The sequence below is a fragment of the Marinobacter sp. BW6 genome, assembly GCF_008107725.1.
Classification (GTDB): domain Bacteria; phylum Pseudomonadota; class Gammaproteobacteria; order Pseudomonadales; family Oleiphilaceae; genus Marinobacter.
Window position 1 is genome coordinate 359,473 of sequence record NZ_VIRN01000061.1, and the last position, 20,929, is coordinate 380,401.

The following is a 20,929-nucleotide window of genomic DNA, read 5'->3' on the forward strand; positions in this document are numbered from 1 at the left end:
AATCAAACCTAGAATGATAGTGAGCTTGCAATCTTTTTTCGATACGCCTTTTTACCAAGACAGGTGAGCCATGGATACTGCTCTGTTCAGGACGCCCGGCCTTTTCAAACCGTTTATTCTCATTCTGGTACTGGCGTTTGGTCTGGTTGGCTGCAGTTCGACCAAGCTCGCTTATCGATACGCGGACTGGGGCATTGTGTGGTGGGTTGAGGACTACGTTACGCTCACGGCCGACCAGAAACAGCAGCTCAACAACGATATTGAGCACTTGCGGCAATGGCATTGCAGTGCCGAGCTGCCCCGTTATCAAGCCTGGCTGGATGAACTCGAGGCTGACGTATCCAACAACCTGCCCGATCAAGCTACTGTCGAATACCACCAGCAGCAGCTTTTCAGTTTCTTCCCAAGCCTTCTTGAACGGGCAACACCGGTCGCGGCAAATCTTCTCTCAAGCCTGAGCGACGAACAGGTGCGTGAGCTGGCAGACAACATGGTGCAAAGCCAGCAGGAAATGGAAAATGAGTTCCTGGCCGATTCCCCGCAGGCGACAGCGAAAGCCCGGGCCGAGAGAACAGCTGAGCGGGTTGGGCGTTGGCTGGGTGAGTTGAACGGTGAGCAGCGTGACATCGTTCGGCAATGGTCGGCCAATCGGGGCGCTCAGACCGAAATCTGGCTGCAGGGTCGCAGGAACTGGCAACTGGCGCTACTGGAAGTATTGAAAAGACGAGACGAGCCGACGTTCGAGGCAGAACTGGAATACCTGATTCTGAATTCCGAGGAAGTGCGGGGCAATGCCTACAAAGCCATGATGGCGGAGAGTCGCGTTGCCATGTCCTCGCTGATGCATGATCTGATTATGGCGGGAGACGAAACGACCCTGACCCATCTGCAGAATCGGGCGGTCGAGCTCAACAACGACTTTGAAGCACTGACCTGTTCACCGGCCTGATATTCCAGACGGATTGACCCAGGGGGCAGGTGAAGACTCTCATCTGCCCCCTGGGCGAACGCTGGATTCCCCTCAGACTGTCAGGTAACCACCGTCAGCATTGATGCAGGCGCCTGTCGTATAGCTGGAGGCGTCAGAGACCAGGTACAGAACTGTACCTGCCATTTCACTCGGATCCGCCACCCGCTTCATGGGGATGTGGGCCATGGCCTGCTTCTTGATAGCTTCGTTAGTGGTCAGGGCGCTGGCGAACTTGGTATCGGTCAGCCCTGGCAGCAGCGCATTCACGCGAACTTTCTGCTGACCCAGCTCCATGGCAAAGGATTTGGTCATGGAAATCACGGCGGCCTTCGTCACCGAGTAAATGCCCTGATAGTGACCCGGATTTACACCGTTCACGGATGCCACGTTCACAATTGAGCCGCCACCGGCTTTCTTCATGATCTGGGCGCCACGGGCGCACATGAAGAAATAGCCCCGGATATTCACATCCACGGTCTTGTTAAACGCCCCCAGGTCGGTGTCCTCGATCGGGCCGAAATAGGGGTTGGCAGCGGCGTTGTTCACCAGAATGTCCAGCTTGCCGTGGGTCTGTTCAATATGCCCCCAGATACTCTCAATCTGATCCATATCACCGATGTGGCAGGCGTAGGCTTCGGCGCTGCCGCCGGCCTCCCGGATACTGCTGGCAACGGCTTCGCAACCATCAATCTTGCGGCTACTGACGATTACGTGGGCGCCGTACTCGGCCAGGGTCCGGGCAATGCTCTCGCCGATGCCACGGCTGGCACCAGTAATCAGGGCAACCTTGCCAGTCAGATCAAACAGGTTCTTGCTGCTCATTCGTTCACCTCAATTCACTATCGGAATGTCACCAGGGCGGGGTCATCCGCTTCCAGGTGGCTGTAGTTATTAAAAACGGCCAGACTGCGCCGGGGGCCGGAGTAGAGGACCCGCGACACGCTGGTGTTGGCAATCACCTCATTCAGGCCGAGTGCCCGGGTGTCATCCAGCCCAAGCAGATACTGAGTGATCACGGAAATCGGTCCGCCAGAGGTCGCCACCAGCACGTCTCCGCCATCGGCGTAGTCAATCATCTCCTCGAACGCAGCCAGAACCCGGGCCTTGAAGTCCGGCCAGCTTTCCTCGTACTCATGGTCATACTCGCCTGACGCCCAGCGGTGCACAGCGTGCACAAAGGCCTCCTGAAACGCTTTGGCTGGTTTGGGGAACGCCTTGAGATCCCGCGCCATCACCGCACGGTCGCTCCACTCCGGGCGGTACCGTGCCACCACAGTGGTGTGGTCAAACTCATTGAAACCGGGAACCACCTGCATATCCGGCAGTTTTGTCCCGTAGCCGGTGGCGATGGCTTCAACGGTTTCCCGGTGGCGCTCCAGATCGCCCCCGAAAATCGCCGCCGGTTCCACCTTGCCTGCCAGCCAGCGGCCAAGCACCCTGCCCTGTTCCCAGCCGGTGGGCGAGAGTTGATCGTAGTTCTCCTTGCCGAAACTGGCCTGGCCGTGACGAACCAGATAAATCGTCGCCATTACAGGGAGCTCTCCGCGATCAGGCGCTGGCAGCGCTTCTCCAGGTAATTGGCGGCATGGCCAAATGCTGCGAAACGCTTGTCTTTGGTCTGGCCATGGTAGAACCGGTAATAGATCTGCTGGATGATGACTGCCAGCCGGAACAGACCGTAGATCTCGTAGAAGTCGAAGTTGTCGACCTTGAAGCCGGACTGCTCCATGTAATACGCCACCACCTCCTTGCGGGTGAGCATGCCTGGTCGATGGGTCGGCTGCCGGCGCAGCATCTGGAACGGGCCTTCATCATCGGCTTCAATCCAGTAAGCCAGGCTGTTACCCAGATCCATCAGGGGATCACCGATGGTGGCCATCTCCCAGTCCAGCACACCGATTACCTCGAACGGGTTGTCCGGGTTCAGTACCACATTGTCGAAGCGGAAATCGTTGTGGATCACCACCTGGGCAATGTCTTCGGGCATCTTCTCGTTCAGCCAGCCCATCACCTGCTCGAAGTCGCCCACATCGTCGGTGCGGGCTTTGCGGAAGCGGTCACTCCAGCCGCCAATCTGGCGCTGCACGTAACCTTCACCCTTGCCCAGTTTGTCCAGGCCTGCCGCTTTGGCATCGACGCGGTGAAGATCCACCAACTTGTCGATCACGTTCAGGCAAAGCTTTCGCGTATCGGCTTCACTGAGCTCGAAATCCTTCGGAAAGTCCTGGCGAAGGATGATGCCCTTCAACCGCTCCATCACGTAGAAATCGCAACCCAGCACATCGTGATCGTCGCAGATGGCGATAATGTTGGGCACGTAGGGATAGACCGGCTTGAGCGCCCGCATGACCCTGGCCTCGCGCAGCATGTCGTGAGCGGACTTGGCGATCTTGCCTAACGGCGGCCGGCGCAAAACGTATGACCGCTCGCCGTAATCCACCTGATAGGTCAGGTTCGAGGCGCCACCCGGATACTGACGAATTTCTGGCTGGCCTTGCAGGTCGGGAATCGCCTGTTTCATGAACCGGTCTACGGCGCTGGTGTCCAGCTCCTCGCCTTCGCGGATGTCCACGGCCTGGTCAATCTGGGTCATTCAGGACTCTCCTCTTGAATCTTCAGTTTCAGACAGCGCCTTCAGGCCTTGCTGCCACCCATCTTGCTCATCCAGCGCTTGCTTTCCTGATGCATCAGCCAGTCAAAAGCCTTGGGCGCGTGGCGCTTGAGCATCCACATACGGCGCTCCTTGGCATGGGGCAACACCCAGAAGCTCTTGTTGTTCACCGACCGGAAAATATCCTCGGCCACATCCTCGGCGGTCACCGTGGACCGCTTCATCAGCTTGTTCACATTCTGCTGAATGCCGGGAATATCTGAGCGCATGCTGCTGGTCAGATTGGTCTGGAAAAACGCCGGGCATACGCAGCTCACATGGATACCGGCATCCCGAAGCTCCTGACTCAGGGTCTCGGACAGAGCAATCACCCCGGCCTTGGTCACATTGTAGCTATCCATCAAAGGCGCCAGCATCAGCCCGGCCATGGAGGCCACATTCACGAATGCCCCGGAGCCCTGCTGCTTGAACTGCGGCGTGAAAGCCTTACAGCCGCGAACCACACCCAGCACGTTGATATCGAGAATCCACTCCCAATCCGCCATGGTGGTATCTTCAATGGAACCGGCAGAGGCAACGCCAGCGTTGTTCACCACCACGTCAACGCCACCCCATTTCTTCACGAGATCATCCCGGACCTTCTCGAAATCGGTCAGGCGTCGAACATCGCATTCGACGAAATAGCCTTCGCCTCCGGCCGCATTAATCTCTTTTTCGACGCCAACACCCTGCTCCGGGTTAATGTCGCCGATGCAGACTTTGGCGCCTTCTTTGGCATAACGCAGTGCTATGGCGCGGCCAAGTCCGCTCGCGCCTCCGGTTATGAATACTCTCTGAGTCATCAATGCTTCCCCGCTGTTATCTTGCTAAAAACTGAAACCAACTCCGAAGTACGACGGATTTGGCGGAAGGGTGTTTCTGAAACTGTGCGGAGCCATGGATGGCGGAGCCCAAGCGTCACAGGGACGTGCCGCAAGGAGCGTGTTTCAGAAACACCCTTCCGCCGAATCCAGACTCCCGATTCAGGTTCTTAATTTTTATATTTACGCAGCTCAAGACGGGCCACCATAGCCCGATGCACCTCATCCGGGCCATCCGCCAGGCGTAAAACACGGGCATAGGCAAACAGCTGCGTCAGCGGGAAGTCGTCATCACTGACCCCGGCACCACCGTGAATCTGAATGGCCTGATCCACAATGGTTTGCAGCATGGACGGAATCACCGCCTTGATCATGGAGACTTCCTGAAGCGCCCCCATGATGCCCTTGGTATCCAGTGCCCAGGCGCATTTCAGCGTAAGCAGACGGGCCTGCTCAATGGCCATACGGGCATTGGCTATGATGTCCGGGTTACCGCCCAGCTTGGCGATCGGTCGCCCGAAAGCCTCACGGGTGGTGGCTCGCTTGATCAGAATCTCCAGTGTACGCTCCGCCGCGCCGATCGCCCGCATGCAGTGGTGCACTCGGCCCGGCCCAAGGCGCCCCTGGGCGATCTCGAACCCGCGGCCCGGCCCGGCGATGAATGCACTCTTGGGCAGGCGGACGTTGTCGAACAGCACTTCGCCATGACCATAGGGTTCGTCGTATTCACCGAATACCGGGAGCATGCGCTCAATCTTCACGCCTGGGGTGTCCAGCGGCACCAGCACCATGGAATGACGGCGATGCTTGTGCGCATCCGGATCCGTCAGACCCATGAAGATGGCAACCCTGCAGTCGGGATGCCCGATACCGGTGCTCCACCACTTGCGACCGTTCAGAACCACTTCGTCGCCTTCGACAATGGCGGTTGCTTCCATGTTAGTGGCATCAGACGAGGCCACAGCAGGCTCGGTCATGCAGAAGGCAGAGCGGATCTCGCCGCTGAGCAGCCGTGGCAGCCACTCGGCTTTCTGCTCTTCAGAGCCATAGTGGATCAGCACTTCCATATTGCCGGTGTCTGGAGCATTGCAGTTGAAGATCTCAGGCGCAATAAAGCTGCGCCCGGTTTCCTCGGCAATCAGGGCATAGTCGGAGTTCAGCAGACCACAGCCGTATTTTTCGTCCGGGAAGAACATGTTCCAAAGACCCTGGGCTTTGGCTTTTTCCTTCAGCTCCCGGATGATCGGCAGCACAACCCAACGGTTATCCAGGGAGGCGAGCTCCTTGTGGTACTGTTCTTCGATGGGAAAAATCTCATCCTTCATGAACTGTTTCACGCGGTTGAGATAATCCTGTCCTTTCTCGGAAATATTGAAATCCATCGCCGTCTCCTCGCTAACGGTTGCACAGTGGCGTGCACGGAATAATCACGTTGAGACCAGTCTAGGGATGACTAAACTATTACGCGACTGAATTATTCTTATCGTTTAGTATTAACCAAACTTATTCCAAATATCTAAAGAATGGATCCCGCTCATGGCTCTCAACCGCCTGGACCTGAACCTGTTGCACGTATTTGACACCATCTACCGGGAAGGCAGCCTGACCCGCGCGGCCAGGGCACTGCATCTGACACAGCCTGCGGTCAGTCATTCGCTTTCCCGGCTCCGGGACCATTTTGATGATCCGCTGTTTACCCGCCAGGGCAATCAGATGGTGCCAACGCCATTGGCCCGACGGTTCCTCGAGTCCATGCGGCCGGGCCTCACCCAGATCCAGGGCGCCGTAAACCAGTTTCATGCTTTCGATCCGGCCACCCAGCGCAAGACCTATTCGCTCGGGTTGCGGGATATCCTGGAATCCACCTTCCTGCCCCGCCTGATGGCGCGTCTGGACGCCTACCCGGAACTGGAGATCGTCAGCCAGCGGATCGCGCGGCGTGACATGGAGACGCAACTGGCCGCCGGCAAACTGGATTTTGCCGTGGATGTGTTATTGCCCGTGAGCAACCAGACTTCCCATGAACTGCTGCGGCGCGACCGCCTGGTGGTTCTGGCCCGGGAAGGACATCCGCTGGCAACAGAGGCTCTGGATATGGAAGGGTATCTGTCCGCGAAACACGTGCTGGTATCTTCAAGAACCGAGGGCCCCGGAATTGAAGACTTTGAGCTGTCGAGGCTGGGCGTACAGCGCAGTATCCGGCTAAGGTGCCAGCATTATTACGCCGCTTGCAGAGTTGTGGAGGACACCGATCTGCTGCTGACCATGCCGGAAGCTTACGCTCGCATCATTGCGGAGCGAGCCAACATTCGGATCATGGACCCGCCCGCAAACCTGCCATCCATCGACGTGCACCTGTATTGGCACAAGGCTTACGAGAGAGAACCGGCGCTGATCTGGTTCCGGGAGCAGTTGAAGGCTATCAGTTGAGCCTCAGTAGGCACCAACCACCATAAGGAAACCGAAAAATCCAATAGCGGTGATACCCAGGGCGGCGACTACGATCCCAAGTCCCCACCAGACGGCGGCGCCATCGGATATTTCCACATCATGCCCCCTCAGGGTTCGGTAGAAAGCCCAGGGGCCGAGTACAAACGCACCGACTACCGCGAACACCAGCCCAACGCTGATGCCGGCAAAGGTCCAGGTAGCCAGAACCATGGCGCGGTCTTTGACCTGGTCGGTGACGCCATGGTGCTCGAGAAATTTCTTGCAGAAGAACCAGATCAGGGCGAACAGGATGATGACAAAAACCAGTCCGCCGACAATGGTGATCATTCGGTATAGCAAGGTGTTGTTCCTGTCAGTCTAGAGGCCGCTCAGGCCGGAAACTCGGGCTCCGGAAGACATTCAAACCCCGGTTTGGCAAACAGATAGCCCTGGTAGAGATTAATTCCCTGGGAACGCAACCAGAAATATTCTTCCTTGGTTTCGACGCCCTCAGCGATTATCTGGCCGCCAAGCTGGGTCATCATGGTAATGATGCCGGCAACAACGGCCTGCTTGTTCGGCTCCCGATCGATATCGCGGATCAGTGCCATATCCAGCTTCAAGAGATTTGGCGGGCTGGCCATCATGATGTTGTAACGCGAGAAGCCAGCACCAAAATCATCAATGGCGGTGCTGAACCCCATCTCCTGGTACGCCTCAATGATCGACACGAGGTGGTCGACAGACGTGGACGTCAGTTGTTCGTCCTCGGTAAGCTCGAAAATGATTTTGCGGGTATCAAAGTTGTAGGTTTTCGCAGCGGCAAGCGTAGTACGAATACAGTACTCGGCTTTGTATACCGCATTGGGCATGAAGTTAATGCTGAGCATTGTCTCCATTTTCAGCCTGGCGGCAAGCTTGACCGCCTTGACGCGACAAACCTGATCAAATGCATAGCGGTTGCGCTCATTCACCTTCGAGAGAACGCTCATGGCACCCTCTCCTCCGGTGCCCCTTACGAGGGCCTCGTAGGCGTAAACAGATTTGTTAAGAACGTCAACAATGGGCTGGAATGCGAAGGTAAAGGAAAAATCCAACCCCTCTCCACAGGCGCATTGCTCGCAATGAGACTCGTCAAACAGTACTGCGGGTTGGTTCACTTCAACTCCTGAATTCACTTCTGGCGGTTTTGCTCTGTTTATAAGGCATATTTTTAACCCAATATAGCTGCGATCCCCTCCCTGGTAAAACGACTTTCTGGTTAAAGCATGTCAAACGGTGGCATCCCCTGTTTACATGACTAAACTGGGGTTTGTCGTTTATACGTGTCTGTCCACAAAAGGAGTTTCCCGAATGGCCCAATCTACCCGCATAGCTGTAACCCCGGGCGACGGCATAGGCCCAGAGGTGGTGGCCGAGGCTGTGCGCTGCCTCGAGACCCTGCGCGCCAAACACGGACTGGAACTCGAGTGGACACGGTTTCCATGGCCATCCCACGCCTGGCACGAGGAGCATGGCGAATCCATGCCAACGGATGCCCTGGCGCAGTTACAGAAGTACGATGCCATCCTGTTGGGCGCCCTTGGCGATCCCGGCCCTGTGGACGATCCGGACCGATACCTGCTGCCGGACAGCATTTCACTGGCGCCCCTGCTGGACATGCGGAAAGGGTTCGACCAGTGGGTCTGCGAACGTCCGGCCCGGCTTCTGCCCGGCGCCCGCCAGTACCTGGCAGATGAGCGCGCCAAGGACATCGACATGCTGGTGATTCGGGAAAACTCCGAGGGTGAGTACGTCAGCCAGGGTGGCCGCTTGCGCAAGGGCACGCCGGATGAAGTGGCCACCCAGATGGAAGTATTTACACGCAAGGCAACCGATCGGATCATCCGTTACGGGTTTGAACAGGCCCGAAATCGTGCCGCAGACCGGGTTACGGAGGGCCGCACACGGACATTCCGGACGCTGGATGGCAGAACCTGTGAAAGCCAGGTGTGCCTGGTGACAAAGCGCAACGCACTGCGCTACTGGGGGGATATGTACACCGAGGCCTTTGACGAGATCAGCAAAGAATACCCGGATGTAGCCACACACCATGAGCTGGTGGACGCCGCCTGCATGAAGTTCGTGCAAAGCCCCTGGGCATTTGACGTGGTGGTCGCGAGCAACCTTCAAGGGGACATTCTGACAGACCTCGCTGCGGTGCTGTCAGGGGGGATGGGCGTGGCGCCCTCCTGCAACCTGAACCCGACGGATCCGGAGATGCCCTCTATGTTCGAACCTACCCATGGCAGCGCGCCGGACATTGCCGGCCAGGGCCTGGCCGATCCCACCGCCATGCTCTTTACCGCTGCCCGCATGCTCGAGTGGCTGGGCCGCAAAGACCCTGCCATTGCCGCGGCTGGCAAGGAGCTGTTCGATGCAGTTGCCGCAGACCTTGCAGAAAACTCCGGTACCAGGAGAGGTACTCAGGAAATTGGCTCAGCGATCTGCCAACGACTGTCCCAATGAAACCGGGTTACTGGTCGGCCATGACGAATTCAAGCCGGCCAGGCGCCACCCGCACATCAACAGGCATCATTCCGAACATGCGCTGGGCGAAATCTGTTTCGTCCAGCCGGTACACCGGCATGGTCTCGAGCATCTGGGCAACAAGCCGCATCACCGTATCGGTCACGGGCTTCAGATCCCCTTTGAAGAACGGCGATTCGATACTGCTTTCAAGAAGCTGCAATCGCCTTATGAAGATGGCTTTCTCCGAACTGTCGTAAACTGGCGCTCCCTCTACCTTCAAGGCAATATCAACGGGCAGCTTGGCCATCAATGCATTCAGGGCCACCTGCCCCCTCAGGTCGATCACTGCCACGTCCCGGCCATCGGGCCCAAGGGTAATGTCGGCGTCGTCCAGACTCAGGCTCAGCGGCGAACCGCTGTTCAACTGGTTGCGATCAAATTCGCTCACCACATCCCGTAGATGGTTCTCCAACTCACCTTCAGAAATCGAATAGGGCGACAGACTGGCACAGCCGCTGGAGAGCATCAGCATCAGAACCAGGAGCGCACGAAAGACATACAGCGGCGTACTATTCATTTTCAGCCCGGGCCTCAACATGAGGCGTCAGATTGTCATCAAAAACCACACGCAACAAAATGGGCCTACAGCAGACCTGACAATCCTCGACATACTCCTGTTCCGGAACTGACGGGTCGACGCTGATATCCAGCGTCTCCCAGCAGTACGGGCACTGAATCAATACCGAGTCCAGGGCTGACATGGCATCACCTCAGAACTGTTGCTTGGCCATCCACGGGATGACGCGATCAAACGCCTCTTCCAGTTTCTCGCAGGTTGTGGAGAAGCTAATGCGCACGGCGTTTGTGCACCCTTCACCGAAGGCATCACCGGGCACCATACAGACGCCAGTCTCTTTCAGCATCCGCAGGGCGAGATCCGAACCATCGACATGGGGCGGAAGGTCCGGGAACGCAAAAAAAGCACCGCCGGGCTTGTAACCGGTCATATAGGGCGTCTGATCCACCAGCTCGACCACCTTATCCCGACGTTCACGGTAGATATCTACCATATCGCGAACGCACTGCTGGTCACCGGTCAGTGCTGCGACGCCGGCAAACTGGGACGGCGTATTAGCCACGGAGGTGGTGAACATGTGGAAGCGACGCAGAGATTTGATGGCCGCCTGGCTGGCAATCACCCAGCCAACCCTCAGGCCCGCCATGCTGTAGGTTTTTGAAAAACTGCTGATGCACATGATGTTGTCCAGATCCATCGAGCAATTCAACACGCTGGCGAAGTCTTCGTCATCAAAGATCAGATGGTCGTAGACTTCATCGGCATACACCTGAATCCCCCGATAGGCGCATTCCTCCAGGATGGTTTCCACGGTGCTTCGCGGGTACACGGCACCTGTCGGGTTGTTGGGATTGTTCAGGATCAGCGCAAACGTCCTGGGCCCCATGGCCTTGATGACCTCATCAGGATCCAACTGGTGGTTGTTCTCTGCCCGGGTCTGCACAAACTTTACTTCACCGCCGTTCATACGAATCAGGGGCGCATAAAGCAAAAACGACGGGTCGGTCACGATAAACTGGCGCCCGGGCGCAGAGGTGGCGGAAATAGCCAGGTACATGGCCTCTGTGGCGCCACTGGTGATCAGGATATTGTCCCTGGTCAGCTTCCGGTTATAACGCTTACCGTAGTAGTCACGCAGGGCCACCAGCAGTTCCGGCAGTCCCGCATCCATGGTGTAGCCGGTCTGTCCCGCATTGAGCGCATCAATGTAGGCGTCAATAACATGCTTTGGTGTCGGCAGATCCGGCTGACCGATGGAAAGATGAATGACATCCTTCATGGTGGCCGCCATGTTCACCATGCGCCGGATACCAGGAACCGGAACCGCCTGCATCGCAGGGTTCCAACTGGCCTTCGTTTTCCGGTACTTCACTCTACGCGGTTTGGTCTGGCCAGTTTCTTTGTTGGCGGCTTCTGCCATAAACACCTCCTGCAAACGGGGCAAATAGAATCTACCCCTGCAGGTTAGTCAGTATGGCAGGCCTCTACAAGACAAAAAATCATATAGATAATGTACGTGAAAGTACCGCCATCACCGCTGTCAGAGCAAAATCTGTTGCCACACAAGTTGACCCGACAGTGCCTGCCGACCAGACTGTGAATACCCTCTACGGGCGACAACCAGTCACACATCGTCACTCATCACAAAAGGCGGAGGCTCAATGACTCAGCACAGCAAACCTGTTGTTACCGTTCTCACCGCGCCGGGAGAGCAGGAACCGCCGGGAATGGACGCACTCAGGGCCCGCGCCGATGTGCGTTTTGCCTGTGACGAACCAACCCTTCGCGACACCCTGCCGGGCACCGACATCATGATGGTGACGGACTTTCGCACAGAGGCCCTGGCGGCCGCGTGGCACACGGCAGACAAGCTGAAATGGATCCACGCCACCAGTGCCGGCGTTGATGCCCTGATGTTCCCGGATCTGATCAAGGACAATGTAACCGTCACCAATGCCAGGGGCATTTTCGACCGTACCATTGCAGAATATGTGCTTTGCACCATCCTGATGTTCGCCAAGGATTTCCCGAACTCCATCCGGCTGCAGATAAAGCACCAGTGGAAGCACCGGGACACAGAGCGGGCAGAGGGCAAGCAGGTTCTGGTTGTCGGTGCGGGCTCCATCGGCCGGCAGATCGGCCGCCTGGTCGGCGCCGCCGGGTTGAACGCCCACGGCATTGCGCGCAAGCCGAGAAAAGAGGATCCCGATTTCGTGGCGGTGCACGGCAATGACGATCTGTATGAGCAGCTAGGCCACGCGGACTTCGTGGTAATTGCCGCCCCCCTGACACCCCAGACCGAGGGCCTGTTTGATGAGAAAGCCTTCAAGGCCATGAAAAAGTCCGCCCGCCTGATCAACATTGGTCGCGGCCCGATCGTCAAAACCAATGATTTGATTACGGCGCTCAGGAATGGCGAGATTGCCGGCGCAGGACTCGATGTCTTCGAAGAGGAACCGCTGGCAGAAGATCATCCGCTCTGGGACATGGAGAATGTCACCATGACCGCCCATATGGCCGGCGACTTCATCGGCTGGAAACGCGCACTGACGGATCAGTTCCTAGAGAACTTCGACCGCTGGCACAAGGGTGACGAGCTGTTCAATTTGGTCGACAAGGAATTGGGTTACGCTGGAAGCAAATAACCGTGTCTGGCACTCATCCAAAAACAAAACGGGAGCCAAAAGGCTCCCGTTTTATATTCGAACCATCAAAACCAATCAGCTACCAGACAAGGACTGATCCGATGGATCAATCTCCATCTGCTGGATCGCAATCACCGCCTGAGTGCGGTTCCGCACCCCAAGCTTCCGGAACACGGCTGTGATATGGGCCTTGATGGTGGCTTCGGAGACATCCAGATCGTAGGCGATCTGTTTGTTCAGAAGGCCCTCGGCCAGCATACCCAGTACCCGGAACTGTTGCGGCGTCAGCGACGCCAGTTTCTCGGAAAAGTCGGTCGCGTCCGAATGCATCCGCTCGATCTTGTCGGCAACACCCTCTGGCAACCAGACATCCCCTTCCAGGACGGCCTGAATCGCCTCCGTGATGGTGGGCAGCGGCGCCGACTTCGGAATGAAGCCAGAAGCGCCGTAGTCAATCGAGCGGCGCATGACCTGCAGTTCCTCGGATCCTGACACAACCACCACCGGCAGCCCCGGGTATTGCCCGCGCATGAACACGAGCCCGGAGAAGCCGTGGGCGCCCGGCATATTGAGATCCAGGAGAACCAGATCCGCATCCGGGTGCGACTCTACCGCCGCCTGCAGTGCCTTGATGCTGTCGACTTCCACCGTCTCGGCATCCGGCACCGCCTGACTGACCGCCTGCTTCAATGCTGCGCGAAACAGCGGGTGATCATCAGCGACGATAATTGTTTGTGCCATTCAACAGATTCCTTACAGGTACATGGCCTGGTAACTCACAGGCGTTACTGGTTCGCACGACCGCTGATCAGGTCATCGACTACACCTGGATCCGCCAGCGTAGACGTATCACCCAACTGATCATGCTCGTTAGCGGCAATCTTACGCAAAATACGCCGCATAATCTTGCCAGAACGCGTTTTGGGCAGTCCAGGGGCCCACTGGATCACATCGGGAGAGGCAATAGGACCAATTTCCTTGCGAACCCACTGGACGAGCTCTTTCTTCAGCTCGTCAGAAGGTTCCTGTCCATGGACCAGCGTTACGTAGACATAGATGCCCTGACCCTTGATGTCATGCGGATAGCCAACAACGGCAGCTTCTGCGACCTTCTCATGGGAGACAAGCGCGCTTTCCACTTCGGCGGTACCCAGACGGTGGCCTGAAACGTTCAGAACGTCGTCGACACGACCTGTGATCCAGTAGTACCCGTCTTCATCGCGACGGGCACCGTCACCGGTAAAGTACATGCCCTTGTAAGTGCTGAAATAGGTCTGCACGAAGCGCTCATGATCACCGTAGATAGTGCGCATCTGGCCCGGCCAGCTATCCAGGATGACGAGGTTACCCTCGGTCTTACCTTCGAGGATATTGCCATCGTTGTCTACCAGTGCCGGCTGGACACCGAAGAACGGAACAGTCGCGGAACCAGGTTTCAGGTCGATCGCACCAGGCAGCGGAGAAATCAGAATACCGCCGGTCTCGGTCTGCCACCAGGTATCCACGATGGGGCACTTGCTGTTTCCGATGACCCGGTGGTACCACTCCCAGGCTTCCGGGTTGATAGGCTCGCCTACGGAGCCCAGCAGCTTCAGGCTGTCGCGGGTGGTGCCGTTCATGCAGGACTCGCCTTCCGCCATCAGGGCACGAATCGCGGTGGGAGCAGTGTAAAGGATGTTGACCTTGTGCTTGTCTACAACCTGCCCCATGCGGGAGCTGTCCGGGTAGTTGGGCACGCCCTCGAACAAAACGGTGACGGCACCATTGGCCAGCGGGCCGTACAGGATGTAGCTATGGCCTGTCACCCAGCCGAAATCAGCAGTACACCAGTACACATCACCATCGTGGTAATCAAATATGTACTCGTGGGTCATGGATGTGTAGACCATGTACCCACCAGTGGTATGCAACACGCCCTTCGGCGCACCAGTCGAGCCAGAGGTGTACAGCATGAACAACGGATCTTCCGCGTTCATGGGCTCAGGCGCGCAGTCTGTCGAGGCAGACTTCATCAGGTCTTCATAACGTGCGTCACGGGCATCATTCCAGGGCACTTCGGAATTGCCGGTACGGGTAACCACCACCACCTTCTCAACACTGGCGGCGTCTTCATTCTTGAGGGCCGCATCCACGTTCTTTTTCAACGGAATCTTGCGACCGCCACGAACACCTTCATCCGCGGTCACCACGAAACGGGATTTGCCGTTCACAATCCGGGCACCGAGGGCTTCCGGAGAGAAACCGCCGAAGACCACAGAGTGAATCGCACCGATACGAGCGCAAGCCAGCATGGCGACGGCAGTCTCGACAATCATCGGCATGTAGATCGTTACAACATCCCCCTTCTTCACGCCCAGACCTTTCAGGACGTTGGCGAACTTACTGGTTTCCTCGTGCAGTTCGCGATAGGTGACATTGCGGGAATCGGCAGGATCATCACCTTCAAAGATGATGGCTGTCTGGTCGCCACGCTTATCCAGATGACGGTCCAGACAGTTGGCAGAGGCGTTCAACTGGCCATCTTCGAACCACTTGATGGACAGGTTGTTGTAATCGTAGCTCGTGTTTTTGACCTTGGTGTAGGGTTTGATCCACTCAAGGCGCTTGCCGTGCTCACCCCAGAAAGTATCCGGGTCTTCAACTGACTGACGATACATTTTCTCATACTGTTCCCGGTTCAGAAGGGCCTGTTTGGCCACCTCCGGGCTTACCGGATATACCTGTTTATCAGTCATTGTGCTCCCCCTTTAGTCAGAGTCTGTTGTCATTGTCGGTTTTGGAATTCAGACGTTGAGGCCTCTCCGGCCCAGTAGACGGATAGTGGTAGTTCACCATGCTAGCCACCACACAATGAATTAGACTAACGTCCTAATCCGCCTGAACTTTTAGCCAAAAAAGGTCGGTAACCTGCAAGAAAACAACGGTAAATTGCACCGAACGAGAAGCTTTCTTAAGGATAGTCCGGTTAGAGCCGATGGCAAACCGGGAAGGGGGACGGCCGCGCAGAAGAAGGCCCGGTCTCCGCGACCGGGCCCCTGAAAATCACGCTGCCTTTTTGCGGGCCTTGGCAGAGCGCAGGCTATAAACCTTGCGCTCCTTGAGGGCATAGCGGTTAAGCCCTGCCAGGTGTATCTTGCGCAGATAGACCGACCAATCGATCTGGCGGGCGTCCACCGGAAACAGCACCTTGTCCAGCTCGCCCATTCTAGAAGCCAGGGCCAACAGGTCGTCGTTCCGGAAGATGTAGTCCGGCGCGGTGTAGAAACCAAAGATGGTTGCCAGAGAGCGGGTAGTGTCCAGATTCCGGAGCACTTTCAACTCGCGATTCTGGCCCAGCATGCGCAAAACCTTCCCGGTAATGCTCAGGGGAATGCGCACCCCGCCTACAACGGCATCGAAGAGCCGGCGATTAACCGCGATAAAGGGTTTGGTTGGTTGCCGGTAGAACAGCTGATCGTACTCTGCAAAGTTGGCTTTGGATTCCGCCATAAGGTGATCGATGAACTGCCCCAGGGAAACCGGGTTGGAGCTGCCACTGCAGCACTGGTAAATGCGGTGACGCGGAGCATCCGCAACGGCTTCTGCAGCCGCCAGGATGATGGCGTTGGCCACCAGATCCACGGGGATAACATCAATAACGCCGGCGCGCTTGCCCGGGAACAACGTGACCTTTTCACGGGCGTAGGCGAGGATAATGGCGTCTGCCACCTTCACACCCTCAATCCAGCCTGGCGCGGGCTCCTCAAGTGCACTTTCGATAATTGATGGACGCACAATTGTCAGCGCGCGCCCGGACAGAGCCTTAAGCAGAAGTTGCTCACCCAGCCACTTGGTAAAGGTGTAGGTATCGCTCCAGCCGTAATGATTGGCTTCACGAATACCGAGATCCACCAGCTTCTTTTCAAGCATTTTTCCGGAGTAGCGAGAGCGCACGTCCGCAATCTTATCTTCCAGCAGCCGGACCAGCTCCTCGATCTCGTAATAGCCTTCCGTGCTGCGAGGGATGGATTCGCCCGCCGGCTTGATCACAGTCTCTGTAATCTGGCCGGAATTCATGCCGTTTACATAACAGGTCGAAACCTGAAGAACTGCCAGGGCCTTATTCTGCCGGGCAAGCTCAGCGACGTTTTCGAGGCAACGGGTGTTGATCGCAAGCGCTTTGTCGAGCTCTTCACGAAAATTCACACTGGCTGCGGAATTGATGACTACATCAATGCCACCGGCCAGCTTGCGGAAACGGTCACCGGACAGACCAAACAACGGCTCGGTCACTTCTCCGGTGACACAATGCACACGCTCTTCGATGAAGGTTTCGAAAGCGTCGTTGTCGTCCTGACGCAGCCGATCAAAAACCGACGAGGTGGCGATTTCCTCAAAAAAACGCTCCCGTGCATTCGGGTGGCGTTTGTTACCACGGATCAGCAGATGAATGCCGCCGATGTCAGGGACGGCGCGAATGAGCTTTTCCAGAACCACCTTTCCGAGAAAACCGGTGGTACCAGTAATCAGAACATGCTTTCCCCGGAGCCGCTCAAGTACTTTTGACGACGCTTCGGGATTCAGCTGCTGTGTTGCCATGGGAGAACTCCTTCTCATTTCAATTCGTTGTCGGCGCACACCTGCCAACAAAAAGAAAGTTTGCGAATCAGGTACAACGGACCTACTGCATATTGCGGGCCACGATTCAGGTTTATGCTCAATCCTTGCACAACTTCGGTGACAGAGCGGTGACACACAGCAAAGTTACGCTACAAAAAGTGCTAATAAAATGACGGAAAAGAAGGTAGGTTTTTCTGCCTATCAGGAGCCGCCCTGATCATTGCCCGACAGAGACCGAAGAAGCTGATCAAGGGAAATATCCGCCGGCTGCTCCTTCAAAACACGCACCAGGCGATCCTGCTCGCCAAAGCTGATGCGATCGTAAAAAGGCTCGCGGAGCACCGCGTGCGCCGGCTCAGGGGGCTTTAGCTCCCTCGTGGGAGGCGAAATCTGGTCCGCCAACTCACGGAGATGGATGGCCAGATGATTCTTGCGTTCCGAGCTGAGATCCTCCCACTGGAAAGATCCCAAGCCGGTTTGGACAATCTCGATGGCATCGCTGTCCAGCGTGCTCCCCAGCAGTGCAAAAAGGCGGGTGAATGCCTCATAACGCAGCAGCGGATCGACCGGCGCCTGACTGAACACGGCCTCAATCTCACCGACGGCCTTCAAGCATTGATCTTTGAGCGCCGGTGCTTCGTTTTCGGTTTGCGACTCCGACTTGGCCAACGTTTTGAGCGGGTTCGCGGATTCTCTCTTGGACACCTTGTGCCAGTATGCCGCAATACCTGCCTTACGCCGGGGCAACTGGGACAGCCGCACATCCAACATGTCTGCAAGGGTGTGAAACTGGCGGCATGAGGGGTCCGAGACCGGCAGAAGCGCAACGGGCTTCTGGTTAAGGACCGACTGGCGAAGGGTCTCGTCCCGCCAGATCCCGCCCATATAATGGAGCGAGATTCCAAGGTGGCGCTGAGCAGCGGCATCCAGACGCTGGAACACAGACCGAGCCTGACTGGCACCCTGGGCCATATTCACCAAAATACTTGGGATCCGATTGTAACCCCTGCGTCGCAGAACCTTGATCAGCGAGAAGGCGTCAGTCAGGGAGGCGGGGTCCGGGGTCACGACCATACAGGCCAGCTCTGTTGCAGCAATCATGTGCAGCCCGGCGGCCTGCAGACCGGCAGCGGTATCGGTAATGACGTAATCGTAACGGTTTTCCAGGTTATAAAGTGCCCGCAGTATACGGAGGCTTTCAGTCGGCCCCATGTCCATGCATTCCTGGACACCGGATGCCCCCGGCACAATGTGCAGGCCGTAATCGGTCTCGAGAATGGTGTCCTCCAGGCGACATTCTCCGGCCATCACATTGGCGAGGGTCTTTCTCGGATACAGGCCAACCATGATACTGACGTTGGCCAGATCGGTGTCACCATCCAGCAACAGAACCCGGTTATCCTGCCTCGCCAGTGTCAGCGCAAGATTCAGGGCGACCGAGGTCTTACCCACCCCTCCCTTGCCGCCTGTAATGGCGATCGTGCGAGGTTGGTTCGGATTGTGCTTGACAGGTTCTCTGGCGTTCATCACCGCTAATCTAGGTCCCTGATTTTTCGGTTTCGGATAGTTTAACCTGTAAAAATTCTACACATATCACGAATTAGATAATATATTGCTTAAAAAAAGATCAATAAGTATTTAATAACGACGCATTATTGTCTAAGCTCGATTCAAACAATAAGAGTGAACGCTCCGTCAGATACTGACTTTTTTCATCGCACGGCAGGTAAGCCTATGCACATTGCGCCTGATTTACAGCTACCGAGCCTCCCGGAAGTCACTTTGCGGGCGCTCGATGCTTGTCATCAGGACGAGAACTACCGAAAAATCAGCGAGATCGTCTCCGCCGATACGGCTCTGGTTGCCCGTATACTGGCGCTGGCCAATTCCGCCCTATACGGTCCCTCTACCCCAATCCGCTCCGTTGACCAGGCACTCCTGAGACTCGGCACCCGGCGTTTTCACACGCTGGTTCTGACCGCAGCCCTGCGACAACTGCTGTTCGAGCTGGGCGGAGACGAATGGCAGCAACTACGAGACTTCTGGCGGCACTCACTGACCACCGCTCTGACCGCCCGGGCCCTGGCAACGCTCACCCGCTACCCTGAGCCTGATGAAGCCTTCATGCTGGGCATGCTTCACAACATTGGTGAGCTGATCGCTATTAAAACGCCAGCCACCGAGGCGAAGCAACACTATCTTGACCACCAGTCGGACATTGCCGCCGAACTCGTGGCTTCCTGGGGCCTCGGGCCCATGGCGGCCGATGCCATGCGCTATCAGCAGGCGCTGCCCTCGGAACTCAGGGATGCCGGGCATCTGGTAAAACTGATCAGCCTGGCTACCCGGCTGGCTCTCTCCGATGCCGCGGGCATTGCGGCGGCGGGCACGATGTTCGGGCTGAACGAGGAACTGACCCGTGAGATCAACCGCCGTATTGGCCATGAAGTCTCGGGTATGGCCGCCTCTCTGGGGATTCCATTGGACGAGGAGTACTGCGGTGAGAGTGCGTCCCGGCAGCTCAAACAGACCATTCTCCGCCAGGCCATGGCGAATCAGGCCCTCAACCTTGCCGACCTCACCGGCGAAACCGAGGACGTCCTCGCAGAAACCGTCAACAGCCTCACCCTGATCACCGGCCTCCCGGCACTCTGCTTTGGACACACAGGCGACAACCTCGTGCTCCTGTCCGGGACCATTGGCGACATCCCCGAACTTGCAGTAACCGCCAAGCCCGGCGGCAGCGTCCTCACGGAAGCTTTCATTTCCGGTCTGCCAGTCAGCCTTGGCGAGCGTTCGCCTACCGTGCTCGACCGCCAGTTGCTGTCGTTGCTACACACGCCATCCATGCTGGCTGTGCCCGTTAACAGTGGTGGCAATTGCCCTGGCGTGTTCGCTCTTGGCACCGACAACGAACACCTGCCGACAACCCTTGAACTGGCTGGAATCTTTACCGGTCAGCTGTCTACCGTGCTGGCAAACCGAACGCCCGCCGCAACGGGCACAGAAGGACTGGATCAGGAAATAGCCCGCGACCGGCTGCGCAAACAGGTACACGAGGTCAGTAACCCGCTGACTATCATCAGACAGTACATTTACCAACTGCGCGGCAAGCTCGACGATGCCGATGTCCACCAGGATCTGGACGTGATCCGCGATGAACTGGACCGCGCCGGTAATCTTTTACTGCAAATGAGCCATACTGACACCACGGAACAGGGTGACGACGGAGTTGAACTCAATACCGAACTGGAAAGTCTGGCGCGCATCCTTGAAGATAGTCTGTTCAGCTCCGAAAACCGCAACCTCAAGTTATCGCTGTGCAGCGAACCAACACAGGTTAGGGCCGGCACCACCAGGATTCGCCAGGTTGTTATCAACCTGGTTCGAAACGCTGCGGAAAGCCTTCCGGACTCTGGTGGCAAGGTTGAATTACGGACGTCTTCCCCGGTGTGGCAGAATCATCGCACTTGGGTGGAGCTTGAGATTACAGATACAGGTAGCGGAATACCCAGTGATATCAGGGACACCTTGTTTTCACCGGCGAAAACCACAAAAGGAGAAGGCCACAGCGGTTTGGGCCTGAGCATTGTGAAACAGCTTGTTGATGACATGGAGGGCATCATTGCTTGTCGCACGGGGCAGGAAGGCACCACCTTCAGGATTCTGCTACCGGCGGCCAGCCACAAAAAGAACGAGACCGACTGACGCAGAAACGACGGATAT

General features: G+C 56.9%; 19 protein-coding genes. 5 read left to right on the forward strand and 14 right to left on the reverse strand.

Features of this window, described 5'->3' with window-relative positions; translation table 11 throughout:
• Window positions 1–70: 70 nt before the first annotated feature.
• The gene (locus FMN52_RS07365; RefSeq protein ID WP_148608026.1) at window positions 71–949 is read left to right on the forward strand and encodes a DUF6279 family lipoprotein; all 879 of its coding nucleotides are present in this window, start codon (window positions 71–73) and stop codon (window positions 947–949) included.
• Window positions 950–1,021: 72 nt separating this feature from the next.
• Here the strand turns inward: FMN52_RS07365 and FMN52_RS07370 are convergent, their stop codons facing one another.
• The 5 genes from FMN52_RS07370 to FMN52_RS07390 all read right to left on the reverse strand — a co-directional run bounded on the left by FMN52_RS07370 (window position 1,022) and on the right by FMN52_RS07390 (window position 5,823).
• The gene (locus FMN52_RS07370) at window positions 1,022–1,792 is read right to left on the reverse strand and encodes an SDR family oxidoreductase (RefSeq protein WP_148608027.1); all 771 of its coding nucleotides are present in this window, start codon (window positions 1,790–1,792) and stop codon (window positions 1,022–1,024) included.
• Between the two features lie 17 nt (window positions 1,793–1,809).
• Window positions 1,810–2,499 (reverse strand): histidine phosphatase family protein, encoded by a 690-nt coding sequence (locus FMN52_RS07375; RefSeq protein WP_148608028.1) that lies wholly within the window; start codon window positions 2,497–2,499, stop codon window positions 1,810–1,812.
• The gene (locus FMN52_RS07380) at window positions 2,499–3,563 is read right to left on the reverse strand and encodes a phosphotransferase family protein (RefSeq protein ID WP_148608029.1); all 1,065 of its coding nucleotides are present in this window, start codon (window positions 3,561–3,563) and stop codon (window positions 2,499–2,501) included. Before FMN52_RS07380 ends, FMN52_RS07375 begins: the two co-directional genes overlap by 1 nt.
• 41 nt (window positions 3,564–3,604) lie before the next feature.
• Window positions 3,605–4,423 (reverse strand): SDR family oxidoreductase, encoded by an 819-nt coding sequence (locus tag FMN52_RS07385; protein WP_008176103.1) that lies wholly within the window; start codon window positions 4,421–4,423, stop codon window positions 3,605–3,607.
• Window positions 4,424–4,611: 188 nt separating this feature from the next.
• On the reverse strand, window positions 4,612–5,823 hold the full coding sequence (locus tag FMN52_RS07390) for an acyl-CoA dehydrogenase family protein (protein WP_148608030.1): 1,212 nt from the start codon (window positions 5,821–5,823) through the stop codon (window positions 4,612–4,614).
• A gap of 154 nt (window positions 5,824–5,977) precedes the next feature.
• On the opposite strand from FMN52_RS07390, the gene FMN52_RS07395 reads away from it, so the two are divergent.
• On the forward strand, window positions 5,978–6,871 hold the full coding sequence (locus FMN52_RS07395) for a LysR family transcriptional regulator (protein ID WP_148608031.1): 894 nt from the start codon (window positions 5,978–5,980) through the stop codon (window positions 6,869–6,871).
• Between the two features lie 3 nt (window positions 6,872–6,874).
• Here FMN52_RS07395 and FMN52_RS07400 read toward each other — a convergent pair whose 3' ends face one another.
• Both FMN52_RS07400 and FMN52_RS07405 read right to left on the reverse strand, forming a co-directional pair.
• The gene (locus tag FMN52_RS07400) at window positions 6,875–7,231 is read right to left on the reverse strand and encodes a hypothetical protein (RefSeq protein WP_240339418.1); all 357 of its coding nucleotides are present in this window, start codon (window positions 7,229–7,231) and stop codon (window positions 6,875–6,877) included.
• Between the two features lie 29 nt (window positions 7,232–7,260).
• Window positions 7,261–8,031: an EAL domain-containing protein gene (locus FMN52_RS07405; protein ID WP_205424915.1), complete on the reverse strand. Its 771-nt coding sequence runs from the start codon at window positions 8,029–8,031 to the stop codon at window positions 7,261–7,263.
• A 193-nt stretch (window positions 8,032–8,224) separates the two neighbouring features.
• Here FMN52_RS07405 and FMN52_RS07410 point away from each other — a divergent pair, with 193 nt between their 5' ends.
• Window positions 8,225–9,379 carry an isocitrate/isopropylmalate dehydrogenase family protein gene (locus FMN52_RS07410; RefSeq protein WP_148608032.1) on the forward strand — a complete coding sequence of 385 codons (1,155 nt, stop codon included), beginning with the start codon at window positions 8,225–8,227 and terminating at the stop codon, window positions 9,377–9,379.
• 7 nt (window positions 9,380–9,386) lie between these two features.
• On the opposite strand, the gene FMN52_RS07415 is transcribed toward FMN52_RS07410, so the two are convergent.
• The 3 genes from FMN52_RS07415 to FMN52_RS07425 are packed head-to-tail and all read right to left on the reverse strand — an operon-like array spanning window position 9,387 to window position 11,379.
• On the reverse strand, window positions 9,387–9,959 hold the full coding sequence (locus FMN52_RS07415) for a DUF1439 domain-containing protein (protein ID WP_148608033.1): 573 nt from the start codon (window positions 9,957–9,959) through the stop codon (window positions 9,387–9,389).
• Window positions 9,952–10,143 carry a CPXCG motif-containing cysteine-rich protein gene (locus tag FMN52_RS07420; RefSeq protein ID WP_069184151.1) on the reverse strand — a complete coding sequence of 64 codons (192 nt, stop codon included), beginning with the start codon at window positions 10,141–10,143 and terminating at the stop codon, window positions 9,952–9,954. The genes FMN52_RS07415 and FMN52_RS07420 overlap by 8 nt, the downstream gene beginning before the upstream one ends.
• Window positions 10,144–10,152: 9 nt before the next feature.
• Window positions 10,153–11,379 carry a pyridoxal phosphate-dependent aminotransferase gene (locus tag FMN52_RS07425; RefSeq protein WP_148608034.1) on the reverse strand — a complete coding sequence of 409 codons (1,227 nt, stop codon included), beginning with the start codon at window positions 11,377–11,379 and terminating at the stop codon, window positions 10,153–10,155.
• Between the two features lie 241 nt (window positions 11,380–11,620).
• Between FMN52_RS07425 and FMN52_RS07430 the strand changes: the two genes are divergently transcribed.
• Entirely contained in the window at window positions 11,621–12,604 is a 984-nt protein-coding gene (locus FMN52_RS07430; protein ID WP_148608035.1) for a D-2-hydroxyacid dehydrogenase, read from the forward strand.
• 75 nt (window positions 12,605–12,679) lie between these two features.
• Here the strand turns inward: FMN52_RS07430 and FMN52_RS07435 are convergent, their stop codons facing one another.
• From FMN52_RS07435 to FMN52_RS07450, 4 genes are all read right to left on the reverse strand, one after another.
• On the reverse strand, window positions 12,680–13,345 hold the full coding sequence (locus FMN52_RS07435; protein WP_064227147.1) for a response regulator transcription factor: 666 nt from the start codon (window positions 13,343–13,345) through the stop codon (window positions 12,680–12,682).
• Between the two features lie 44 nt (window positions 13,346–13,389).
• A complete protein-coding gene (acs, locus tag FMN52_RS07440) occupies window positions 13,390–15,339 on the reverse strand; it encodes an acetate--CoA ligase (protein ID WP_148608036.1) in 1,950 nt (649 codons plus the stop codon).
• A 307-nt stretch (window positions 15,340–15,646) separates the two neighbouring features.
• Complete coding sequence (locus FMN52_RS07445) at window positions 15,647–17,182, reverse strand: fatty acyl-CoA reductase (protein ID WP_148608037.1); 1,536 nt, start codon at window positions 17,180–17,182, stop codon at window positions 15,647–15,649.
• A 222-nt stretch (window positions 17,183–17,404) separates the two neighbouring features.
• Entirely contained in the window at window positions 17,405–18,730 is a 1,326-nt protein-coding gene (locus FMN52_RS07450) for an AAA family ATPase (protein ID WP_148608038.1), read from the reverse strand.
• 207 nt (window positions 18,731–18,937) lie between these two features.
• Between FMN52_RS07450 and FMN52_RS07455 the strand changes: the two genes are divergently transcribed.
• On the forward strand, window positions 18,938–20,911 hold the full coding sequence (locus FMN52_RS07455; RefSeq protein WP_148608039.1) for an HDOD domain-containing protein: 1,974 nt from the start codon (window positions 18,938–18,940) through the stop codon (window positions 20,909–20,911).
• Window positions 20,912–20,929 lie beyond the last annotated feature (18 nt).